Origin of the sequence: Tardibacter chloracetimidivorans (assembly GCF_001890385.1) — a bacterium.
Lineage (GTDB): Bacteria > Pseudomonadota > Alphaproteobacteria > Sphingomonadales > Sphingomonadaceae > Tardibacter > Tardibacter chloracetimidivorans.
Genome location: NZ_CP018221.1, coordinates 341,152 through 358,304, shown reverse-complemented (window position 1 = coordinate 358,304; position 17,153 = coordinate 341,152). Strand labels below are relative to the sequence as shown.

Here is a 17,153-nt window from a genome sequence, read left to right as displayed (position 1 = left end):
TTTCGCCCCCCCATGCTTAATCAAAAAGAAACCGCTCTGCGGCTAGGGTCGCCCCTCATCATTTTGTCAGGGCAAAGATGAAAAGCGGGACCAGAAAAAAACAAGCGCGGGCAGCCAAAAGCCCGCAGGCGCCAAGGGAGACTCCGGCTCAGGCCGGGTTGGCGGTATTGACCGATTTTATGGCGTATCACGCGATCACCGTGGTGTTCGGCGCGATACTGGCCGTCACCATATTGAGCGACGCGGCGGATCCGAAACTGCTGTTCGGCTGGATCGGCGCTGTTCTTGTCGCCAACTGGCTGTCGCTGACGGTGACGAACCGCCTGCACGAGCGGGCGGGGACCGGAACATGGCCGCTGACGCTGGTGACGGGCGACGCAGCCTTTCGCGCGGCGCTGTGGGTGGCGATGCCGGTGATGACCTTTCAGGGGGCCGATCCGCTCCTCAAGATCACACTCTTGGGCCTCGTGCTTTGCGTGGCCGCTGCGGGACTTGCGCTGGCGGCGGTGCCGTCGGCCGCGTTCGCATGGGTCGGCATCTGCACCGGCGCGATGATGTGGATGCTGTGGCGCGACCCGTTCTCCTATCCGCTGACGCTCAACATGCTGCCGGTGCTGTTCGCGGCGGTGATGGTGTTCGGGCTTTTCCGGCTGGGGCAGCTGGTGCTGAACCAGTCGCGCACCAACCTTCGCCTTGCCGAACAGAACCGAAGCGTCACCCAGCTGATCGAGGAATATGAACATCGCGGCGGCGCATGGCTTTGGGAAACCGACCAGCACCACCGGCTGAGCTATGTCTCCCCGCAGATCGGGATGATCCTTGGGCAGGCATCGTCGACGCTAGTGGGGCAGAGCTTTCCGGCCATCTTCGGCGGCAGCCTGATCCTGAGTTCGACCCTTCAGAAGCTTGCCGTGTTCGACAAGCTCGAGTTCGAGGTGGCGACGAAGAACGGCGCCCGCTGGATGTCGGTCTCCGGAACGCCCCGGCTTTCGCGCATGGGCAATTTCGAAGGTTTCCGGGGGATCGGCCTCGACATCACCGAGCATAAGCTGTCGAACGACCGGCTGGTCAATCTCGCGAAGATCGACAGCCTGACTGGTCTTCCGAACCGCACCCACATCCGCCAGCTCTTCGAGGAAGGGCTTGCGCAGGCCGAGAAAGGCTTTGGCCAGTGCGGCATGCTTTTCCTCGACCTCGACGGCTTCAAGCCGATCAACGACACCTATGGGCACTCAAAGGGCGATGCGCTGCTCAAGGCGGTGGCGGGCCGGCTGGTGAACGCGGTGGCGGGCTATGGGCAGGTGGGACGCATCGGCGGTGACGAGTTTGCGGTGGTGCTGCCCAACATCGATGGCCGCAAGGCGATGGAGATCCTTGCGCAGCGCCTCATCGACGTGGTGTCGGAGACCTATCTGATCGACCAGAGCCAGCTCGACGTCGGATGCAGCATCGGCGGCGCGATGGGGCCAAGCGACGGCCGCACGGTTGAGGAGCTGCTCAAGCGGTCCGACCTGGCGCTTTACCATGCAAAGAGCGACGGCCGGGGCATTTACCGGCATTTCGACCTCGATCTGCAAAAGAAGATCGATCACCGGCTCGACATGGAAAGGGCGCTTAGGGAAGCGCTCGCCGAAGACCAGTTCGAGCTGCACTATCAGCCGATCGTGTCCGCCCAGAAGCCACAGGTGGTCGGGTTCGAGGCGCTGATCCGCTGGGATCACCCGACCCGCGGCCGCATGTCGCCTGCCGAGTTCATTCCGGTGGCCGAAGAAGTGGGCCTGATCGCCGACATCGGAGCGTGGGTGCTGCGGCGAGCATGCGCCGACGCCGCTGCCTGGCCCAGCCACATCAGCGTGTCGGTCAATGTCTCGCCCTTGCAGCTGCTGTCCAGTGCCTTCCCCAATCTGGTAGGCGATGCGCTGGCCAAGGGCAGGCTGTCGCCCAACCGGCTGGAACTGGAAGTCACCGAATCGATCTTCCTGACCGACGGCGACGGCGCGCTCAAGATTTTGAAGCAGTTGCAGATGCAGGGCATCCGCATCGCGCTGGACGATTTCGGGACCGGCTATTCCTCGCTCGGCTATCTGAACAAGGCGATCTTCAACAAGCTGAAGATCGACCGCTCGTTCGTGCGTGAGGCAGGCATAAAGAAAGAAGCCGTGCTTATCGTGCAGGCGATCGTGGCGCTGGCGAGCAGCTTCAACATGACGATCACTGCCGAGGGCGTGGAGACCGCCGACGAGCTGAAGCTGATGCGCGATCTCGGCTGTCACCAGATTCAGGGTTATATCTACAGCAAGCCAATGCCGTTCCAGAAAACCTTCGAGCTTTTCGAGAAGAAGGACACGCGGAGCGCGATAGCGAGCTAGCGGCTTCTGCGGGTCGCGCGCGCCATCTTCGCCTTGCCGAAGCGGGTCGCACGCGTGCCCGGCGCGCCCGCCATCGAACGGCCCTTTACCGGGGCGTGATGCTGATCGGGCGGCAGGCCCAGTTCCTGTTGCTCCAGCTTTCTGATCTCGTCACGCAGACGGGCGGCCTCCTCGAACTCAAGGTCGCCCGCTGCTTTCCGCATCCGCTTTTCAAGGTCTTCGATATAGGCGCGCAGATTGTGGCCGACGAGATTTGACGTCTCCTCGTCGATTTCGGGCGTGACATAGTCGCCGGACGCCACATGCGCGACGACATCGGCGATGTTGCGCTTGATGGTGGTGGGGGTGATTCCGTTCGCCTCATTATAGGCGACCTGCTTCTCCCGCCGCCGGTCGGTCTCGGCGATTGCGCGTTCCATCGATCCGGTCATCCGGTCGCCATAGAGGATCACGCGGCCTTCCACGTTGCGGGCCGCGCGCCCGATGGTCTGGATCAGCGAGGTTTCCGATCTGAGGAACCCCTCCTTGTCGGCGTCCAGGATGGCGACCAGCCCGCATTCCGGAATGTCCAGTCCCTCGCGCAGCAGGTTGATGCCGACGAGCACGTCATAGACGCCAAGGCGCAGGTCGCGGATCAGTTCGATGCGCTCCAGCGTCTCGACATCCGAATGCATGTAGCGGACCCTCATGCCCGCCTCGTGCAGATATTCGGTCAGGTCTTCGGCCATGCGCTTGGTGAGCGTGGTCACCAGCGTGCGATATCCCTGGGCCGCAGCCGCCTTTGCCTCATAGATCAGGTCGTCCACCTGATGCTCCACCGGGCGCACGGTCACGGGCGGATCGACAAGCCCGGTCGGGCGGATCACCTGTTCGGTGAAGACGCCGCTCGTCTGCTCCATCTCCCACGACCCCGGCGTCGCCGAGACGAACACCGATTGCGGCCGCATCGCATCCCATTCGTTGAAGCGCAGCGGGCGATTGTCGATGGCGGACGGCAGGCGAAAGCCATATTCGGCCAGCGTCAGCTTGCGGCGGTGGTCGCCGCGCGACATGCCGTTCACCTGGCCGATGGTGACATGGCTTTCATCGACGAACAGCAACGCATTTTCGGGCAAATATTCGAACAGCGTCGGCGGCGGCTCGCCCGGCAGGCGTCCGGTGAGGAAGCGACTGTAGTTCTCAATCCCCGCGCACGATCCGGTGGCGGCGATCATCTCCAGGTCAAAGTTGGTGCGCTGCTCCAGCCGCTGCGCCTCCAGCAGCCGGCCTTCGGCGACCAGCTCCTTCAGCCGCTCGGCCAATTCATGCCTGATCGCCTCGGTTGCCTGTTTCAGCGTGGGGCCGGGCGTGACATAGTGCGAATTGGCGTAGATCTTCACATGATCGAGCGAGGCGACCTTCTTGCCAGTGAGCGGATCGAACTCGACGATCTCCTCGATCTCGTCCCCGAAGAAGGTGATGCGCCAGGCGGTGTCCTCATAGTGCGAGGGGAAAAGCTCGATCGTGTCGCCGCGCACGCGGAACGCCCCGCGCTGGAAGGCGGCCTCGTTGCGTTTGTACTGGAGGGCCACCAGCTTCCTGATGATCTCGCGCGGGTCGTGCGTCTGCCCCTTGGCGAGGCTGAACGTCATTGCCGAATAGGTTTCGACCGACCCTATGCCGTAAAGACACGACACCGACGCCACGATCAGCACGTCGTCGCGCTCCAGCAGCGCGCGCGTGGCGGAGTGGCGCATCCGGTCGATCGCCTCGTTTATCGAGCTTTCCTTCTCGATATAGGTGTCGGTGCGGGCCACATAGGCTTCGGGCTGATAATAGTCGTAATAGCTGACGAAATATTCGACCGCATTTTCGGGAAAGAAGCTCTTGAACTCGCCATAAAGCTGGGCGGCGAGGATCTTGTTGGGGGCAAGCACAAGGGCAGGGCGCTGCAGCGCCTCCACCACCTTGGCCATGGTGAAGGTCTTGCCCGATCCGGTGACGCCGAGCAGCACCTGATTGCGCTCCCCCTCGCGCGCCTGCGCGACCAACTCCGCGATGGCCGTCGGCTGGTCGCCGGACGGCTGATAGTCGCTCACCAGCTTGAACTTCTTGCCGCCTTCCGACTTCGGCGGACGTTCAGGCCGGTGCGGCATGAACATGGGCGAAGTTTCAGGCTCGGACAGGTTGGTGCGGATCTGGATGGACATGGCTTCATCATATGGGGTGGCCCCCAAACATTGAAAGCCGCTATTGAGGGAAGAGCTACAAGGCCGCGCCACAAATTCTATGGGGAGAATGTCCATGCGCCAGTTTGCCGCCGCCGCCATTGCCGGGGCGTCCATCTTCGCCGCCAGCGCGGCCCATGCCGATGCGCCGATCCAGCCCGGTTTGTGGGAGATGAAATCCGCCGTCACCGATGTGAACATGCCGGGCGCGCCGCCCCAGATGCTGGAGATGATGAAGAAACCGCAGACGATGAGGCATTGCGTGACGCCCGATCAGGCGAGCAGGGGACCGCAGGAACTGCTGAAGCAGAGCCAGGGTCAGTGCAAATTCAGCAAATACGACTTTCGCGCCGGGCGGGTGAACGCGGTCATGGAGTGCAATTCACGCGAGCGCGGATCGATGACCGTAACCACCGAAGGCAGATTCACGCCTTCCAGCTATGCGACCACGAGCAAGATGGTGATGAACTCGCCGATGGGGACGATGAACATCACTTCCAGCGGCACGGGCAAGCGCATCGGCACCTGCAAGGGTTGATCGCGCTCAGCGCATCGCAAGCTGGACGTCGCGGGACGGCAGGTGGTTCACATCGCGCATCACCGCGCGAAAGCTGAGCTGTCCGCCGGCGCCGGTTGGCATGGCGCGATTGATCACCCAGCGCACATGGGTGACGTCCGCGGGCGTTGCGGTGCGTTCAACGCCGTCCGCATCCGCGACCTTCATCTCGGCAATCGGCCCGAAGCTCCGCCCGCCGTCGACCGAGACGACCTCGCCCGGCGTATCGGTGCCGGCATAGACCATCTGGTCGGGAATGGGGTTGGTGATGACGAAGCTGTTGGCGACCCCCGGCCGCGCATTGCGATAGTCGAACTGGAAGACAAGCGCTTCGCCGGGCGCTGCGTCCGCAGTTTCCTCCAGCACCAGATGAGGATTCCCGGCCCCATCGGTGACGGCGCGTTCCACCATCACCCGGCCGGTCACGTCAAAGCATCGCGCATTGGCGGGAGTTGCCAGAAGGGCCGCGGCCATTGCTGCACAGGCGATGAACTTCATGACCTCGTCCTTTCGGTCGAACCGGGGATCGCGCCGTGGCCGGTCCGATGACAAGGTCAGCCGGACGAGGTGCTTCGCGTTTCCCGAAGCTATTTCCCGCCACAGGCGTTAAAGAGGGGTAAACATTCGCGAGCCGTAACAGCGTTAACTACCTACCGGCTTGTAAACAGGGGAAAAACGTGGCTGAGCAGTCACTTGAGGAAAAGCCGTCGCCGCCTCCCGCCACCGTTGCCCATGATCATCACGAGTCGGAAGACGAATCCTGGCGGCGCGACCGGCTGCTTTCATCGCTCAATCTGCTGGTGGCGGTGGCGCTGTTTTTCAGCATTCCGTTCGCGCTGAAGGCGGGGGCGGCGTTCTTCCTTCCGGTGACGGTCGCCTTCACCGTGGCGGTCACGCTGGTGCCGCCGCTTGAATGGCTGGAACGGCATCGGGTGCCGTCGTCGCTTGCGGCGCTGCTCTGCGTCACCGGGGCGGTGCTGATCATCAACGCGGCGATCGCAGCGATCCTGTTTCCGGCGATGAACTGGCTGACGCTGCTGCCGCAGCGCCTGGGCAAGCTGCGCGAAACGCTTGCGCCGTTGCTGGATGCCTATGCAAGCCTGCAAAGGTTCGTCGACCAGATCATGAGCATCATGAGCCAGCGCGCACCCCACGCGCCCGCGCAGGTGACGGTCACCACTCCGAACTCGCTTGTGGACCTGATCGCCGCTTCAGCGCCGGGCGCGATCATTCAGATGCTGTTCGGCCTACTGCTGATCTATTTCTTCCTGTCCACCTGGACGCGGATGCGCGCCACCACCATCCTGAGCAGATCGTCACTGACCGGATCGATCCGGATGGCGCGGACGATCCGCGACATGGTGAACGCGACCGCCGCCTATATAGGCACCATCACGGTCATCAACCTGGCGATGGGCGCGCTCGTCTCCCTCGTCGTCTGGATGCTGGGCATGCCGACGCCGCTGATGTGGGGCGGCCTGGCGGCGCTGTTCAACTATGTGCCCTATGTCGGTCCGACGGTGACGACCGCGATGCTGGCGTTCGGCGGACTGCTCGCCTTCGATGACGTCTACAGCGCGATGCTGCCCGCATTGGCGTTTCTGGGAATCCATGCGCTTGAGGCCAATTTCATCACGCCCCTGCTGGTCGGGCGGCGGCTGACGATCAATCCGTTGCTGATCCTGCTTGCGCTCAGTTTCTGGGGATGGGTTTGGGGCACCATCGGGGCGCTGCTTTCAGTCCCGCTTCTCATCATGATGCGCGTGCTTCTGGAGAGCGCGGGAAAGCCCGATATCGCCGGATTCCTGTTCGAGGAAAGGCTGCTGGGCGCCGGTCATCACGAGTTTCACGATCATCACGAACCGCCGCTTGACAGGCCGAAACCCAGTCCCTAGTGAGGCGCCTCCAAGCCAAAGCGCGGGTGTAGCTCAGTTGGTTAGAGCGCCGGCCTGTCACGCCGGAGGTCGCGGGTTCGAGCCCCGTCACTCGCGCCATTTCTTCCCATCAAAACGGAACGAAACGGCGTATCAGCCGCGCGGCTGGCGCGCGTCGAACACCTTCAGTTCATGCGCGATCGAATACTCCACGATCTGCTCGTAAAGCGCTGACGCAAGGTCGGTGGGAAGGCCCATTTGCCCCGCGGCTTCCACGGCATGGGCAATGACTTCGGCCTTGCGCTGCTCGTCCCGCACGGTGTCGCGCTCCTGCTTCACCCGGGCAGCCGCGTCTATGTAGCGCATCCGCTCTGAAAGCAGCGTCACAATGTCATGATCCAGCGCATCTATCGCGGCGCGAATCTCGGCCATCGACTGGCATTTCTCGGGCGGCATCAGAAGGTTCGTCATCGCGGCGTTTTCCAACTTCCTGTTTCCATCCACCGCAGCAGCGGCTTCAGCGGCAATATCCAGATGATCCCTAGAACCAGATAAACCGGCGTCTGCGCAAGTACATGCAGCCTTTCGATCCACGGCGCAGCGCTGGCGACAAGCGCCGCATAGATGCAGATGCCGATGACGATCGCGATGACGCCGAAGGGCTTGCGCAGGGTAGGGGTCATGGGCGGGTCCTGATCGTCCTGCTTGGCGTGATGATGAGGTCGAGCGGCTGATCCCAGGGATCGGCGGCAATGCTGTCGACCAACTGGACGTCCCATGCAAGCCCGATCGTCGTGACGCGACCGTCCTCGCGGAGCGACTGGAGCGCACGGTCATAATGCCCCGCGCCCTGGCCGATGCGGTTGCCGGCGGGGTCCACGCCGACAAGCGGAACGATGATCCAGTCCGGCCGCATTTCAGGCGCTGTTCCGGGTGGCTGGCGGATACCGAAAGGGCCGGACGAAAAGACGCCGCCGCCCAACCGGAAGAGCATCCGCGCTTCGCGGCTTTCAAACCAGGGAAAGGCGATCGGCTGGTCCGGCGGGGCATTGTCGGCGACGCGGGCCGGACTGATCTCGCTCCCCATCGCGAGATAGCTGGCCCAGACGCCGGGTCCGAGCACCGCGCGCAGCCGGCCGATGGCGGCAGCCTCCAGCCCCGCGCGCTCCGCCGGGTCAAGGGCGCGGGCATAGGAGTCGCGCGCCTGGCGAAGGGACTGGCGCAGAATTTCCTTGGACGTCGGGGATGTCATGGTGACGGGACCGCCATGGCCGTTTGCCGGAATATCCTCTGACGCCAGAACGTCAGGTGGGCGCCGTGTAATTCAGACCGGAATCTGATCAGGGACAGCTCCCTAGGATGTCTTATCGCCTCAGGGATGTTCGCTAAAGCTCGTACCGGGCAGTACCCGTCGACCCCTATCTAGGCATTTGCCGTGCGTTCCTCAAGAGCCGCGCAGATCGCCTCGATGCGGCCCGCAATGCGTTCCAGCCGCCGGGTCTCCCCATCCTCGTCGGGCGCGGGGGCCGCAACGCCGTTTTTCAGTTCGGCCAGTTCGTCGGCGATAAGGAGCGCCGCCGTCAGCAGCAGCCTGGGTTCCGGCATCACGCCGAGCGCGGTCGTCGCCTCGTTGCATTTGCGGTCGATCATCGCGGCAAGCCGAAGCAGGTGCTCCTCCTCGCCGTCGCGGCAAGACATCATATGGCTGCGCTCGCCGACCCTGAGAGATATCTGGCCCATCAGTGTTCGCTCCCGTTCAGCAGCCGGTCGATTCCGGCAACCGCGGCTTCGGCCCGCGTGCGAAGCAACTGGTGCGCGGCAAGCAGCGTTTCATGCGCTTCCCGGCTGACCATATCGGCCTCGACGCCGCCGTGCGGCAGCCCGCCGACAAACGCGGCCAGACGGTCCAGGCCCGCCTCGATACGGCGGAGCGCTGCTTCCCTGGAGGCTTGATCCATGATGTGTTCCCGATCCCCTCCGAAGACGGATGGCGGACGATAGGAATGCGCGCACCGAGCGTCAACGGCGCAACTCGCGCGTTGCGACGGTTGACGCTGACGACAGGTCTGGACAATGTGCGCCCGCGCTGGCTTTCCGAGTCGGCGCGTCCCCGTTCCTTGGTCCGAGAGCGCTGATGACCGTCGCACATCAAGCCATGGCGAACGCGATCCGTGCGCTTGCTATGGATGCAGTTCAAGCCGCCAATTCCGGGCATCCCGGCATGCCCATGGGCATGGCCGACGTTGCCACGGTGCTTTACACCCGCCATCTGAAGTACGACGCGAGCCGTCCCGACTGGGCCGACCGCGACCGTTTCGTGCTGTCGGCAGGGCATGGGTCGATGCTGATCTACGCCCTTTTGAATCTGACGGGTTATGTCCGTCCGACCATGGACGATATCCGCAATTTCCGTCAGCTTCACAGTCCATGCGCCGGGCATCCGGAAAATTTCGAGCTTTCCGGAGTCGAAACGACCACCGGACCGCTGGGGCAGGGGCTTGCGACCTCCGTCGGCATGGCGATCGCCGAACGGCATCTGAACGCAGTGTTCGGCGACGACCTGGTCGACCATCGCACCTGGGTGATCGCCGGCGACGGCTGCCTGATGGAAGGCATCAACCATGAGGCGATCGGCCTCGCCGGCCACCTGAAGCTGGGACGCCTGAACGTTTTGTGGGACGACAATCGCATCACCATCGACGGTGCGACGAGCCTTTCCACCAGCGAGGACATTCCGGCGCGCTACCGTGCGACGGGCTGGCATGTGGTGTCGTGCGACGGCCATGATCCGGCCGACATCGCCCGCGCGATGGACGAGGCCGTGGCCGATCCGCGCCCCTCGCTGATCGCCTGCCGCACCGTGATCGGCTATGGCGCACCCAATAAGCAGGGCAGCCATTCGGTTCACGGTTCGCCGCTGGGCGGGGACGAGATTGCCGCCGCGCGCGCGCATCTGGGCTGGGACTGGCCCGCGTTTGAAGTACCGTCCGATATTCGCGAGGCATGGCAGGCGGCAGGCCGTCGTTCGGCCGACGCAGCCGCCGACTGGGACCGCCGTCTTGCAGCCAGCCCGCAGCGCGCCGAGTTCGAGCGGCGCATGAAGGGCGAGCTTCCCGCCGACACGGGCGTGAAGGCGCATATCGACGCGCTGCTCGCCAATCCGCAGAAGGTCGCGACCCGCAAGGCGTCGGAAATGGCGCTGGAGGCGATCAACAATGCGGTGCCCGAGACGCTTGGGGGATCGGCCGATCTGACCGGCTCGAACAACACCAAGACCAAGGCGCAGGGTCCGCTGACGGCGGAGGACTATTCCGGCCGCTATATCTATTACGGCATCCGCGAGTTCGGCATGGCAGCCGCGATGAACGGCATGGCGCTGCACGGCGGCGTCATTCCCTATGGCGGCACCTTCCTCGTGTTTTCGGACTATTGCCGCCCCGCGATACGCCTGTCCGCGCTTCAGAATGCGCGGGCGATCTATGTGATGACGCATGATTCCATCGGCCTGGGCGAGGACGGCCCGACCCACCAGCCGATCGAGCATCTGGCGTCGCTGCGCGCAATACCGAATCTGCTCATCATGCGCCCGGCTGACGCGGTGGAAACGGCCGAATGCTGGGATGTAGCGCTGAAAAGCGCAAACACGCCGTCGCTGCTCGCACTTTCGCGCCAGAACCTGCCGCAACTGAGGACCGAAGCCGCCGAGAATCGTTCGGCACGGGGCGCATACCGGCTGAAGGCGGCGGAAGCGCCGCGCAAGGTGGTCCTGATCGCGTCGGGGTCGGAAGTCCCGCTCGCGCTTGAAACGGCGGCGAAGCTGGAGGCCGAAGGCGTCGGCGCGGACGTGGTTTCCATGCCTTGCTGGGAATTGTTCGATGCGCAGGACGCTTCCTATCGCCGCGATCTTCTGCCCGGAGACGTGCTGAAAGTCTCTATCGAGGCCGGAGCGACCTTTGGCTGGGAACGTTATACCGGACTTGACGGTCTTCGCTTCGGGATCGACCGCTATGGCGCATCGGCGCCTGCGGAAAAGCTCTATGAATATTTCGGCCTCACCGCCGACGCGATCGCACCCAAGGTGCGCGCGGCTCTTTGAACTGGGTAAGGAGAAACGGGAATGGCAGTGAAAGTTGCGATCAACGGCTTCGGGCGGATTGGCCGCCTCGTAGCCCGGGCGATCCTCGAACGGCCCGATTGCGGCCTTGAACTGGTCGCGATCAACGATCTCGCGGATGCGAAATCCAACGCACTGCTGTTCAAGCGCGATTCGGTGCATGGACCTTATCCGGGCTCGGTCGAAGCGGACGGGAACGACCTCGTCATCGATGGCAAGCGCATCAAGGTGACGGCGGAGCGGGACCCGGCGAATCTGCCGCATGCCGCGAACGGCGTCGACATCGCGCTGGAATGCACCGGCTTTTTCACCGATCGCGAAAGCGCCTCCAAGCATCTTTCGGCTGGTGCGAAGCGCGTGCTGGTTTCGGCCCCGGCCAAGGGCGTGGATCTGACCGTCGTCTACGGCGTCAACCATGACAAGCTGACGGCCGATCACACCATTGTGTCCAACGCCTCGTGCACGACCAACTGCCTTGCCCCTGTGGCCAAGGTGCTCAACGACAGCGTCGGCATCGAGCGCGGGCTGATGACGACGGTGCACGCCTATACCAACGACCAGAAGATCCTCGACCAGATCCACAGCGACATGCGCCGCGCGCGTGCAGCCGCAATGTCGATCATCCCCACCACGACAGGCGCTGCCCGCGCCGTGGGCGAGGTGCTGCCCGAACTGAAGGGCAAGCTCGACGGTTCGGCGATCCGCGTGCCGACGCCCAACGTCAGCCTTGTCGACCTGACGTTCACGCCGAAGCGCGACACCACACGGGACGAAATCAACGGCATTTTGAAGGCAGCGTCGGAAAGCGGCCCGTTGAAGGGAATCCTGGCCTATACCGACGAGCCGCTGGTCTCGATCGACCTCAACCACAATCCGGCGTCGTCGACGGTCGACAGCCTTGAGACGGCCGTGCTGGAAGGCAAGCTGGTGCGGGTCGTGTCCTGGTACGACAATGAATGGGGCTTTTCGAACCGCATGGTCGACACCGCGGGCGCAATCGCCAAGCTGCTCTGATCTGAATGAAACAGCGTCACCCCGGCGAGAGCCGGGGTCGATGAACACAGGCTGTGTTCGTGGATTCCCCCCTGGCGGGAATGACAAACAAGGAGACCTTGAGGTGGCACGGTTCAGGACGCTCGATGATCTGGGCGATGTGAAGGGCAAGAAGGCGCTGGTCCGCGTCGACCTGAATGTCCCCATGTCGGAAGGCCGCGTGACCGACGCCACCCGGCTTGAAGCGGCGGTGCCCACCATCACCGAACTGGCCGACAAGGGCGCGGTGGTGCTGATCCTCGCGCATTTCGGCCGTCCCAAGGGAGAGCGCCGCCCGGACATGTCGCTGTCGCTCATCACCCGTCCGCTCACCGATGTGCTTGGGCGGCCGGTGATGTTCATCAGCGACAGTCATGGGCCGGACGCCGAGCGGGCGGTCGCGATGCTTGCGCCCGGCGATATCGCCATCCTTGAGAACACCCGCTTTGAAAAGGGCGAGGAAAAGAACGACCCCGCGCTTGCCGATGCGGTGGCGCGACTGGGCGATCTCTATGTGAACGACGCCTTTTCCGCAGCACACCGCGCCCATATGTCGACCGAAGGGCTGGCGCACCGGCTGCCCGCCTATGCCGGCCGTTCGATGCAGGCGGAACTTGAGGCGCTGGAAAAGGCGCTTGGCGCACCCGAGCGGCCGGTCGCGGCCGTGGTCGGCGGGGCCAAGGTTTCGACCAAGCTTGATGTGCTGATGCACCTGGTTGAAAAGGTCGACCACCTCATCATCGGCGGCGGCATGGCCAACACCTTTCTTGCCGCGCGCGGGATCAATGTCGGCAAGTCGCTGTGCGAGCATGACCTGACCGAAACCGCGCTCGAGATCCTCGACCGCGCCGACAAGGCCGACTGCACCGTTCATTTGCCCTATGATGCGGTGGTGGCGAAGGAGTTCAGGGCCAATCCGCCTACCCGCATCGCCAATGTGCACGAGGTTGCCGCCGACGAGATGATCCTCGATGTCGGCCCGGCCGCCGTCGAAGCGCTGGCCGATGCGATCAAGACCTGCCGGACTTTGGTGTGGAACGGGCCGCTGGGCGCGTTCGAGACTCCGCCGTTCGACGCGGCCACGGTCGCGCTTGCGAAAACCGCGGCGGCCCTGACCGAGGGCGGTACGCTGGTTTCGGTCGCTGGCGGGGGCGATACCGTCGCCGCGCTCAACCAGGCGGGCGTGGCCGACAGCTTCACCTTCATATCCACCGCCGGTGGCGCTTTCCTCGAATGGATGGAAGGCAAGGAATTGCCGGGCGTGAAAGCGCTCGAGATTTGATGATCGACTTGAACATGCCGACAGGAGATTTCCGATGACCTTTACCCCAACCGTCAAGAATATCCTTTCCTGGTATGAAAGCGACAATCCCGGCACCAAGGCCAACCTCGCCCGCATCCTGACCCAAGGCAAGCTGGGCGGCACCGGCAAGCTCATCATCCTGCCGGTCGATCAGGGTTTCGAGCACGGCCCGGCGCGCAGCTTCGCGATCAATCCGGCGGCCTATGACCCGCACTATCACTATCAGCTTGCGATCGACGCCGGCCTTTCCGCCTATGCGGCGCCGCTCGGGCCGCTGGAGGCGGGCGCCGACACCTTTGCGGGCCAGATTCCGACCATCCTCAAGATGAATTCGTCGAACAGCTGGGCGACCTCCATCGACCAGGCCGTGACCGCAAGCGTGGATGACGCGCTGCGGCTGGGCTGCTCGGCAATCGGCTTCACCATCTATCCGGGCTCCGACCAGATTTTCGAGCAGATCGAGGAAATCCGCGAACTGTCGGCGGAAGCCAAGTCGGTGGGAATCGCGACGGTCGTCTGGTCCTATCCGCGCGGCGGCAATCTGTCGAAGGAGGGCGAGCTTGCGCTGGATGTCGGCGCTTATGCTGCGCACATCGCCGCGCTGATCGGCGCGCACATCATCAAGGTGAAGCTGCCGACCGCCCATATCGAGCAGAAGGACGCGCAGAAATCCTATGAGGGAACCGACTGGTCAAAGCAATCCGACCGAGTGAAACATGTCGTGCAGTCGTGCTTCAACGGACGTCGCCTGGTGGTGTTCTCCGGCGGTGCGGCCAAGGGCGCGGACGCTGTCTATCAGGACGCGCGCGACATCCGCGACGGCGGCGGCAACGGCTCGATCATCGGCCGCAACACCTTCCAGCGCCCGCGGGACGAAGCGCTTGCCATGCTGGACAAGCTCATCCGCATCTACAAGGGCGAGGAGTAATTGTCCTTCCCGCAAGCGGGAGAGGGAGAAACTGACGACGACCTCCGCCTCGATCCCGACTTCGCCAGCCGGTTCGAGCGCCAGCCGCGCCCGCCCTGCCAGCTTTACCTCATTTCGCCACCCGCCATCGGCGGCGATTTTGCAGACCTGCTGGAGGCGGCGCTCGGCGCGGGGTCGGTTGCGGCGTTTCAGCTTCGGCTGAAAGGCGCATCCGACGAGGAAGTGATGGCGGCGGCAAGGGCGCTGATGCCCGTCTGCGCGCGGCATGATGTCGCCTTCATCCTGAACGACCGGATGGACCTGACGCACCAGCTTGGCGCGGATGGCGTGCATCTGGGGCAGGGCGACGGCGACCCGCGCGAGGCGCGCCGTCTGCTTGGGCCGGCGGCGCAGATCGGCGTGACATGCCATGATAGCCGCCACCTGGCGATGGAAGCAGGGGAGGCGGGGGCCGATTATGTCGCGTTCGGCGCCTTCTATCCAACCACGACCAAGGAAAGCATGCATCGGCCGGACCCGGCGATCCTCGGCTGGTGGTCGACGCTGTTCGAAATCCCCTGTGTCGCCATCGGCGGCATCACGCCCGCCAACGCGCGCCCGCTGATAGAGGCCGGGGCGGACTTTCTTGCCGTTTCGTCTGCGGTATGGAATCATCCTGAAGGCCCGGCGGATGCAGTCCGGGCGTTCAGGGATGTGCTGGATTGAGCCGCTGGATCGGTTGGACATTCGTCATAATCTGCGCGATATCGGCTCTGCTGGCGATCATCTTCAGCTTTACCGAGGCGGATGCGCGGCTGCCGGGCAGCATCAGGCTGGGGGTCATGCATTTCCTGATCCCGGTCATCATCGGCTGGCTGGCGCTGTTTCCCCGCTCGCGCGAGGAGCTTGACGACCTGCGTCGCGGCCATCCGCTGGCGCAGCGCTTCTTCGGGGGCAGGCCGGGTGGCTTCTTCGGCGACTATCGGCGCAGGCTGACGCGCCCTGGCAAGCTCATACTCTACGGATCGATCGGCTTGACCGCGCTGCTGATGCTGCTTGGCGCGGTGCGGATCGAGCTTGCGATCATCGGCATCTTCTATCTCGTCGCGCTCTGCTATTGGGTGATGCGGCTGGAGAAGAGTGGCGACCGGCTTGCCGGGCTGCTGCGGCGTATCGGGACGGCGCTGGTCTATGAGCAGCCCTCGAAAACCCGCTCTTGAGCAAATCGCGCTGCCGGGCTAAAGCCGCGCCCGGCTCTTTCTTTTCAAAGATACGGACATCCCATGAAGATCAGCGGCGTGGACATTCGTCCCGGCAACATCATCGAATATGAAAAAGGCCTGTGGCGCGCGGTCAAGATCCAGCACACCCAGCCCGGCAAGGGCGGCGCATATATGCAGGTGGAGCTGAAGAACCTGATCGACGGGCGCAAGACCAACGTCCGCTTCCGCTCTTCGGAAACGGTGGAGCGGGTGCGGCTCGACACCAAGGATTTCCAGTATCTTTACGCCGAGGGCGACCAGCTCACCTTCATGGACAAGGCCACCTACGACCAGGTGCAGCTTCCCCGCGACCTCCTCGGGGACGCGGCCGCCTTCCTGCAGGACGGCATGGACGTGGTGATGGAACTTTACGAGGACAAGCCGATCTCGGTGCAGCTGCCCGACCAGATCGAGGCGACGATCGTGGAGGCCGACGCAGTGGTGAAGGGCCAGACGGCATCCTCGTCCTACAAGCCCGCGATCCTCGACAATGGCGTGCGCGTGATGGTGCCGCCGCACATCACGGCGGGCACGCGCATCGTCGTTGACGTCTACGCCCAGGAATATGTCCGCCGGGCGGATTAGAAAAACAAGCCGTTCGTCCCGAGCATAGTCGAGGGACGTGCGCTTTGCGGGGTGTCTCGACTTCGCTCGACACGAACGGAAAAAGCAGAAAAATGCCCGCACATTCCAGCCTCATCACCATCATGGAAAAGGCGGCGCGCAAGGCCGCGCCCCGGCTGCGCCGCGACTTCAACGAGGTCGAGGCGCTGCAGGTGTCGCGCAAGGGCCCGGCCGATTTCGTGTCCGCCGCGGACAATGCCGCCGAACAGACGATCCGCGAAGTGCTGATGCAGGCGCGGCCCGACTGGGGCTATGTGATGGAGGAAATCGGCGAAAAGAAGGGACAGAATGGCCGTTTTCGCTGGATAGTCGATCCGCTGGACGGGACCACCAACTTTCTTCACGGGGTCCCGCACTTCGCCGTTTCCATCGCGGTGGAGGATGCCGAGGCTGGGCCGGGCGGCACCATTGTCGCAGGACTTGTCTATCAACCGCTGACGGACGAAAGCTTCTGGGCGGAAAAAGGCAAGGGCGCCTGGCTTCAGGACCGCCGCCTGCGCGTGTCGGCGCGGCGCGACCTCGCCGATTCCCTGATCGCCACCGGCATTCCCTTCATGGGCCATGGCGACATGGCCCGGTTCGAGAGCATTCTGCACGCGGTCGCGCCCGAAGTATCCGGCATCCGCCGCTTCGGATCGGCCGCGCTCGATCTCGCCTGGGTCGCGGCAGGGCGTTTCGACGGCTTTTGGGAAAGCGACCTGAAGCTTTGGGATGTCGCCGCCGGTATCCTTCTGGTGCGCGAAGCAGGCGGATTCATCAGCGATTTCAGGGGCGGGGATCGCGCCGTTGAACGCGGCGAGATCATCGCGGCGAGCGATGCGATTCATTCGCGTTTGCACCGCCTGATCGCGGGCGCGCTGCGCGGCTGAGCCGAAGCCGAAAATCTGCCTACAAAGCGCGCTCAA

Annotated in this window: 18 protein-coding genes, 1 tRNA gene and 1 other RNA gene; 12 read left to right on the top strand and 8 right to left on the bottom strand. The window is 63.8% G+C overall.

Annotation, left to right across the window (positions count from 1 at the left end; genetic code table 11):
* Positions 1-179 precede the first annotated feature (179 nt).
* Positions 180-2,369 (top strand): putative bifunctional diguanylate cyclase/phosphodiesterase, encoded by a 2,190-nt coding sequence (locus tag BSL82_RS01905; RefSeq protein ID WP_162274365.1) that lies wholly within the window; start codon positions 180-182, stop codon positions 2,367-2,369.
* Here the strand turns inward: BSL82_RS01905 and uvrB are convergent.
* Complete coding sequence (gene uvrB, locus BSL82_RS01900) at positions 2,366-4,558, bottom strand: excinuclease ABC subunit UvrB (RefSeq protein WP_072595782.1); 2,193 nt, start codon at positions 4,556-4,558, stop codon at positions 2,366-2,368. The two genes, BSL82_RS01905 and uvrB, sit on opposite strands and share 4 nt — an antisense overlap.
* A gap of 94 nt (positions 4,559-4,652) precedes the next feature.
* Between uvrB and BSL82_RS01895 the strand changes: the two genes are divergently transcribed.
* Positions 4,653-5,114: a DUF3617 domain-containing protein gene (locus BSL82_RS01895; protein ID WP_072595781.1), complete on the top strand. Its 462-nt coding sequence runs from the start codon at positions 4,653-4,655 to the stop codon at positions 5,112-5,114.
* Between the two features lie 6 nt (positions 5,115-5,120).
* Here BSL82_RS01895 and BSL82_RS01890 read toward each other — a convergent pair whose 3' ends face one another.
* Positions 5,121-5,630 carry a hypothetical protein gene (locus BSL82_RS01890; protein WP_072598547.1) on the bottom strand — a complete coding sequence of 170 codons (510 nt, stop codon included), beginning with the start codon at positions 5,628-5,630 and terminating at the stop codon, positions 5,121-5,123.
* A gap of 179 nt (positions 5,631-5,809) precedes the next feature.
* On the opposite strand from BSL82_RS01890, the gene BSL82_RS01885 reads away from it, so the two are divergent.
* Both BSL82_RS01885 and BSL82_RS01880 read left to right on the top strand, forming a co-directional pair.
* Entirely contained in the window at positions 5,810-7,027 is a 1,218-nt protein-coding gene (locus tag BSL82_RS01885; protein WP_072595780.1) for an AI-2E family transporter, read from the top strand.
* A 22-nt stretch (positions 7,028-7,049) separates the two neighbouring features.
* Positions 7,050-7,126, top strand: a tRNA-Asp gene (locus BSL82_RS01880).
* Between the two features lie 33 nt (positions 7,127-7,159).
* On the opposite strand, the gene BSL82_RS01875 is transcribed toward BSL82_RS01880, so the two are convergent.
* The 6 genes from BSL82_RS01875 to BSL82_RS01850 form a co-directional block, all read right to left on the bottom strand.
* Entirely contained in the window at positions 7,160-7,477 is a 318-nt protein-coding gene (locus BSL82_RS01875; RefSeq protein WP_072595779.1) for a chorismate mutase, read from the bottom strand.
* The gene (locus tag BSL82_RS01870; protein WP_072595778.1) at positions 7,474-7,689 is read right to left on the bottom strand and encodes a DUF2842 domain-containing protein; all 216 of its coding nucleotides are present in this window, start codon (positions 7,687-7,689) and stop codon (positions 7,474-7,476) included. Before BSL82_RS01870 ends, BSL82_RS01875 begins: the two co-directional genes overlap by 4 nt.
* A complete protein-coding gene (locus tag BSL82_RS01865) occupies positions 7,686-8,258 on the bottom strand; it encodes a 5-formyltetrahydrofolate cyclo-ligase (RefSeq protein ID WP_072598546.1) in 573 nt (190 codons plus the stop codon). Before BSL82_RS01865 ends, BSL82_RS01870 begins: the two co-directional genes overlap by 4 nt.
* 3 nt (positions 8,259-8,261) lie before the next feature.
* Positions 8,262-8,417: non-coding RNA, 6S RNA (gene ssrS, locus BSL82_RS01860), on the bottom strand.
* 11 nt (positions 8,418-8,428) lie between these two features.
* Entirely contained in the window at positions 8,429-8,746 is a 318-nt protein-coding gene (locus BSL82_RS01855) for a cell division protein ZapA (protein WP_072595777.1), read from the bottom strand.
* Positions 8,746-8,964 carry a hypothetical protein gene (locus BSL82_RS01850; RefSeq protein ID WP_072595776.1) on the bottom strand — a complete coding sequence of 73 codons (219 nt, stop codon included), beginning with the start codon at positions 8,962-8,964 and terminating at the stop codon, positions 8,746-8,748. The genes BSL82_RS01855 and BSL82_RS01850 overlap by 1 nt, the downstream gene beginning before the upstream one ends.
* A 176-nt stretch (positions 8,965-9,140) precedes the next feature.
* Here BSL82_RS01850 and tkt point away from each other — a divergent pair, with 176 nt between their 5' ends.
* The 8 genes from tkt (at position 9,141) to BSL82_RS01810 (ending at position 17,117) form a co-directional block, all read left to right on the top strand.
* Complete coding sequence (gene tkt, locus BSL82_RS01845) at positions 9,141-11,102, top strand: transketolase (RefSeq protein ID WP_072595775.1); 1,962 nt, start codon at positions 9,141-9,143, stop codon at positions 11,100-11,102.
* A gap of 21 nt (positions 11,103-11,123) precedes the next feature.
* Positions 11,124-12,134, top strand: a complete 1,011-nt coding sequence (gene gap, locus BSL82_RS01840) for a type I glyceraldehyde-3-phosphate dehydrogenase (RefSeq protein WP_072595774.1) — start codon at positions 11,124-11,126, stop codon at positions 12,132-12,134.
* A 103-nt stretch (positions 12,135-12,237) separates the two neighbouring features.
* Positions 12,238-13,434 carry a phosphoglycerate kinase gene (locus BSL82_RS01835; protein WP_072595773.1) on the top strand — a complete coding sequence of 399 codons (1,197 nt, stop codon included), beginning with the start codon at positions 12,238-12,240 and terminating at the stop codon, positions 13,432-13,434.
* A gap of 34 nt (positions 13,435-13,468) precedes the next feature.
* A complete protein-coding gene (locus BSL82_RS01830) occupies positions 13,469-14,383 on the top strand; it encodes a class I fructose-bisphosphate aldolase (RefSeq protein ID WP_072595772.1) in 915 nt (304 codons plus the stop codon).
* Positions 14,384-15,088, top strand: coding sequence for a thiamine phosphate synthase (gene thiE / locus BSL82_RS01825; RefSeq protein ID WP_072595771.1), 705 nt, complete (start codon positions 14,384-14,386; stop codon positions 15,086-15,088).
* Positions 15,085-15,582, top strand: a complete 498-nt coding sequence (locus BSL82_RS01820) for a hypothetical protein (protein ID WP_072595770.1) — start codon at positions 15,085-15,087, stop codon at positions 15,580-15,582. The genes thiE and BSL82_RS01820 overlap by 4 nt, the downstream gene beginning before the upstream one ends.
* Positions 15,583-15,645: 63 nt before the next feature.
* On the top strand, positions 15,646-16,209 hold the full coding sequence (gene efp, locus BSL82_RS01815) for an elongation factor P (protein ID WP_072595769.1): 564 nt from the start codon (positions 15,646-15,648) through the stop codon (positions 16,207-16,209).
* A gap of 92 nt (positions 16,210-16,301) precedes the next feature.
* Complete coding sequence (locus BSL82_RS01810) at positions 16,302-17,117, top strand: inositol monophosphatase family protein (protein ID WP_072595768.1); 816 nt, start codon at positions 16,302-16,304, stop codon at positions 17,115-17,117.
* Positions 17,118-17,153: the final 36 nt, after the last annotated feature.

Coding starts and splice junctions, on each gene's coding strand:
- BSL82_RS01830 (WP_072595772.1), top strand. CDS start 13,469: ATGACCTTTACCCCAACCGTCAAGAATATCCTTTCCTGGTATGAAAGC.
- efp (WP_072595769.1), top strand. CDS start 15,646: ATGAAGATCAGCGGCGTGGACATTCGTCCCGGCAACATCATCGAATAT.
- gap (WP_072595774.1), top strand. CDS start 11,124: ATGGCAGTGAAAGTTGCGATCAACGGCTTCGGGCGGATTGGCCGCCTC.
- uvrB (WP_072595782.1), bottom strand. CDS start 4,558: ATGTCCATCCAGATCCGCACCAACCTGTCCGAGCCTGAAACTTCGCCC.
- BSL82_RS01905 (WP_162274365.1), top strand. CDS start 180: ATGGCGTATCACGCGATCACCGTGGTGTTCGGCGCGATACTGGCCGTC.
- BSL82_RS01895 (WP_072595781.1), top strand. CDS start 4,653: ATGCGCCAGTTTGCCGCCGCCGCCATTGCCGGGGCGTCCATCTTCGCC.
- BSL82_RS01890 (WP_072598547.1), bottom strand. CDS start 5,630: ATGAAGTTCATCGCCTGTGCAGCAATGGCCGCGGCCCTTCTGGCAACT.
- BSL82_RS01870 (WP_072595778.1), bottom strand. CDS start 7,689: ATGACCCCTACCCTGCGCAAGCCCTTCGGCGTCATCGCGATCGTCATC.
- BSL82_RS01850 (WP_072595776.1), bottom strand. CDS start 8,964: ATGGATCAAGCCTCCAGGGAAGCAGCGCTCCGCCGTATCGAGGCGGGC.
- BSL82_RS01865 (WP_072598546.1), bottom strand. CDS start 8,258: ATGACATCCCCGACGTCCAAGGAAATTCTGCGCCAGTCCCTTCGCCAG.
- tkt (WP_072595775.1), top strand. CDS start 9,141: ATGACCGTCGCACATCAAGCCATGGCGAACGCGATCCGTGCGCTTGCT.
- BSL82_RS01810 (WP_072595768.1), top strand. CDS start 16,302: ATGCCCGCACATTCCAGCCTCATCACCATCATGGAAAAGGCGGCGCGC.
- BSL82_RS01875 (WP_072595779.1), bottom strand. CDS start 7,477: ATGACGAACCTTCTGATGCCGCCCGAGAAATGCCAGTCGATGGCCGAG.
- BSL82_RS01855 (WP_072595777.1), bottom strand. CDS start 8,746: ATGGGCCAGATATCTCTCAGGGTCGGCGAGCGCAGCCATATGATGTCT.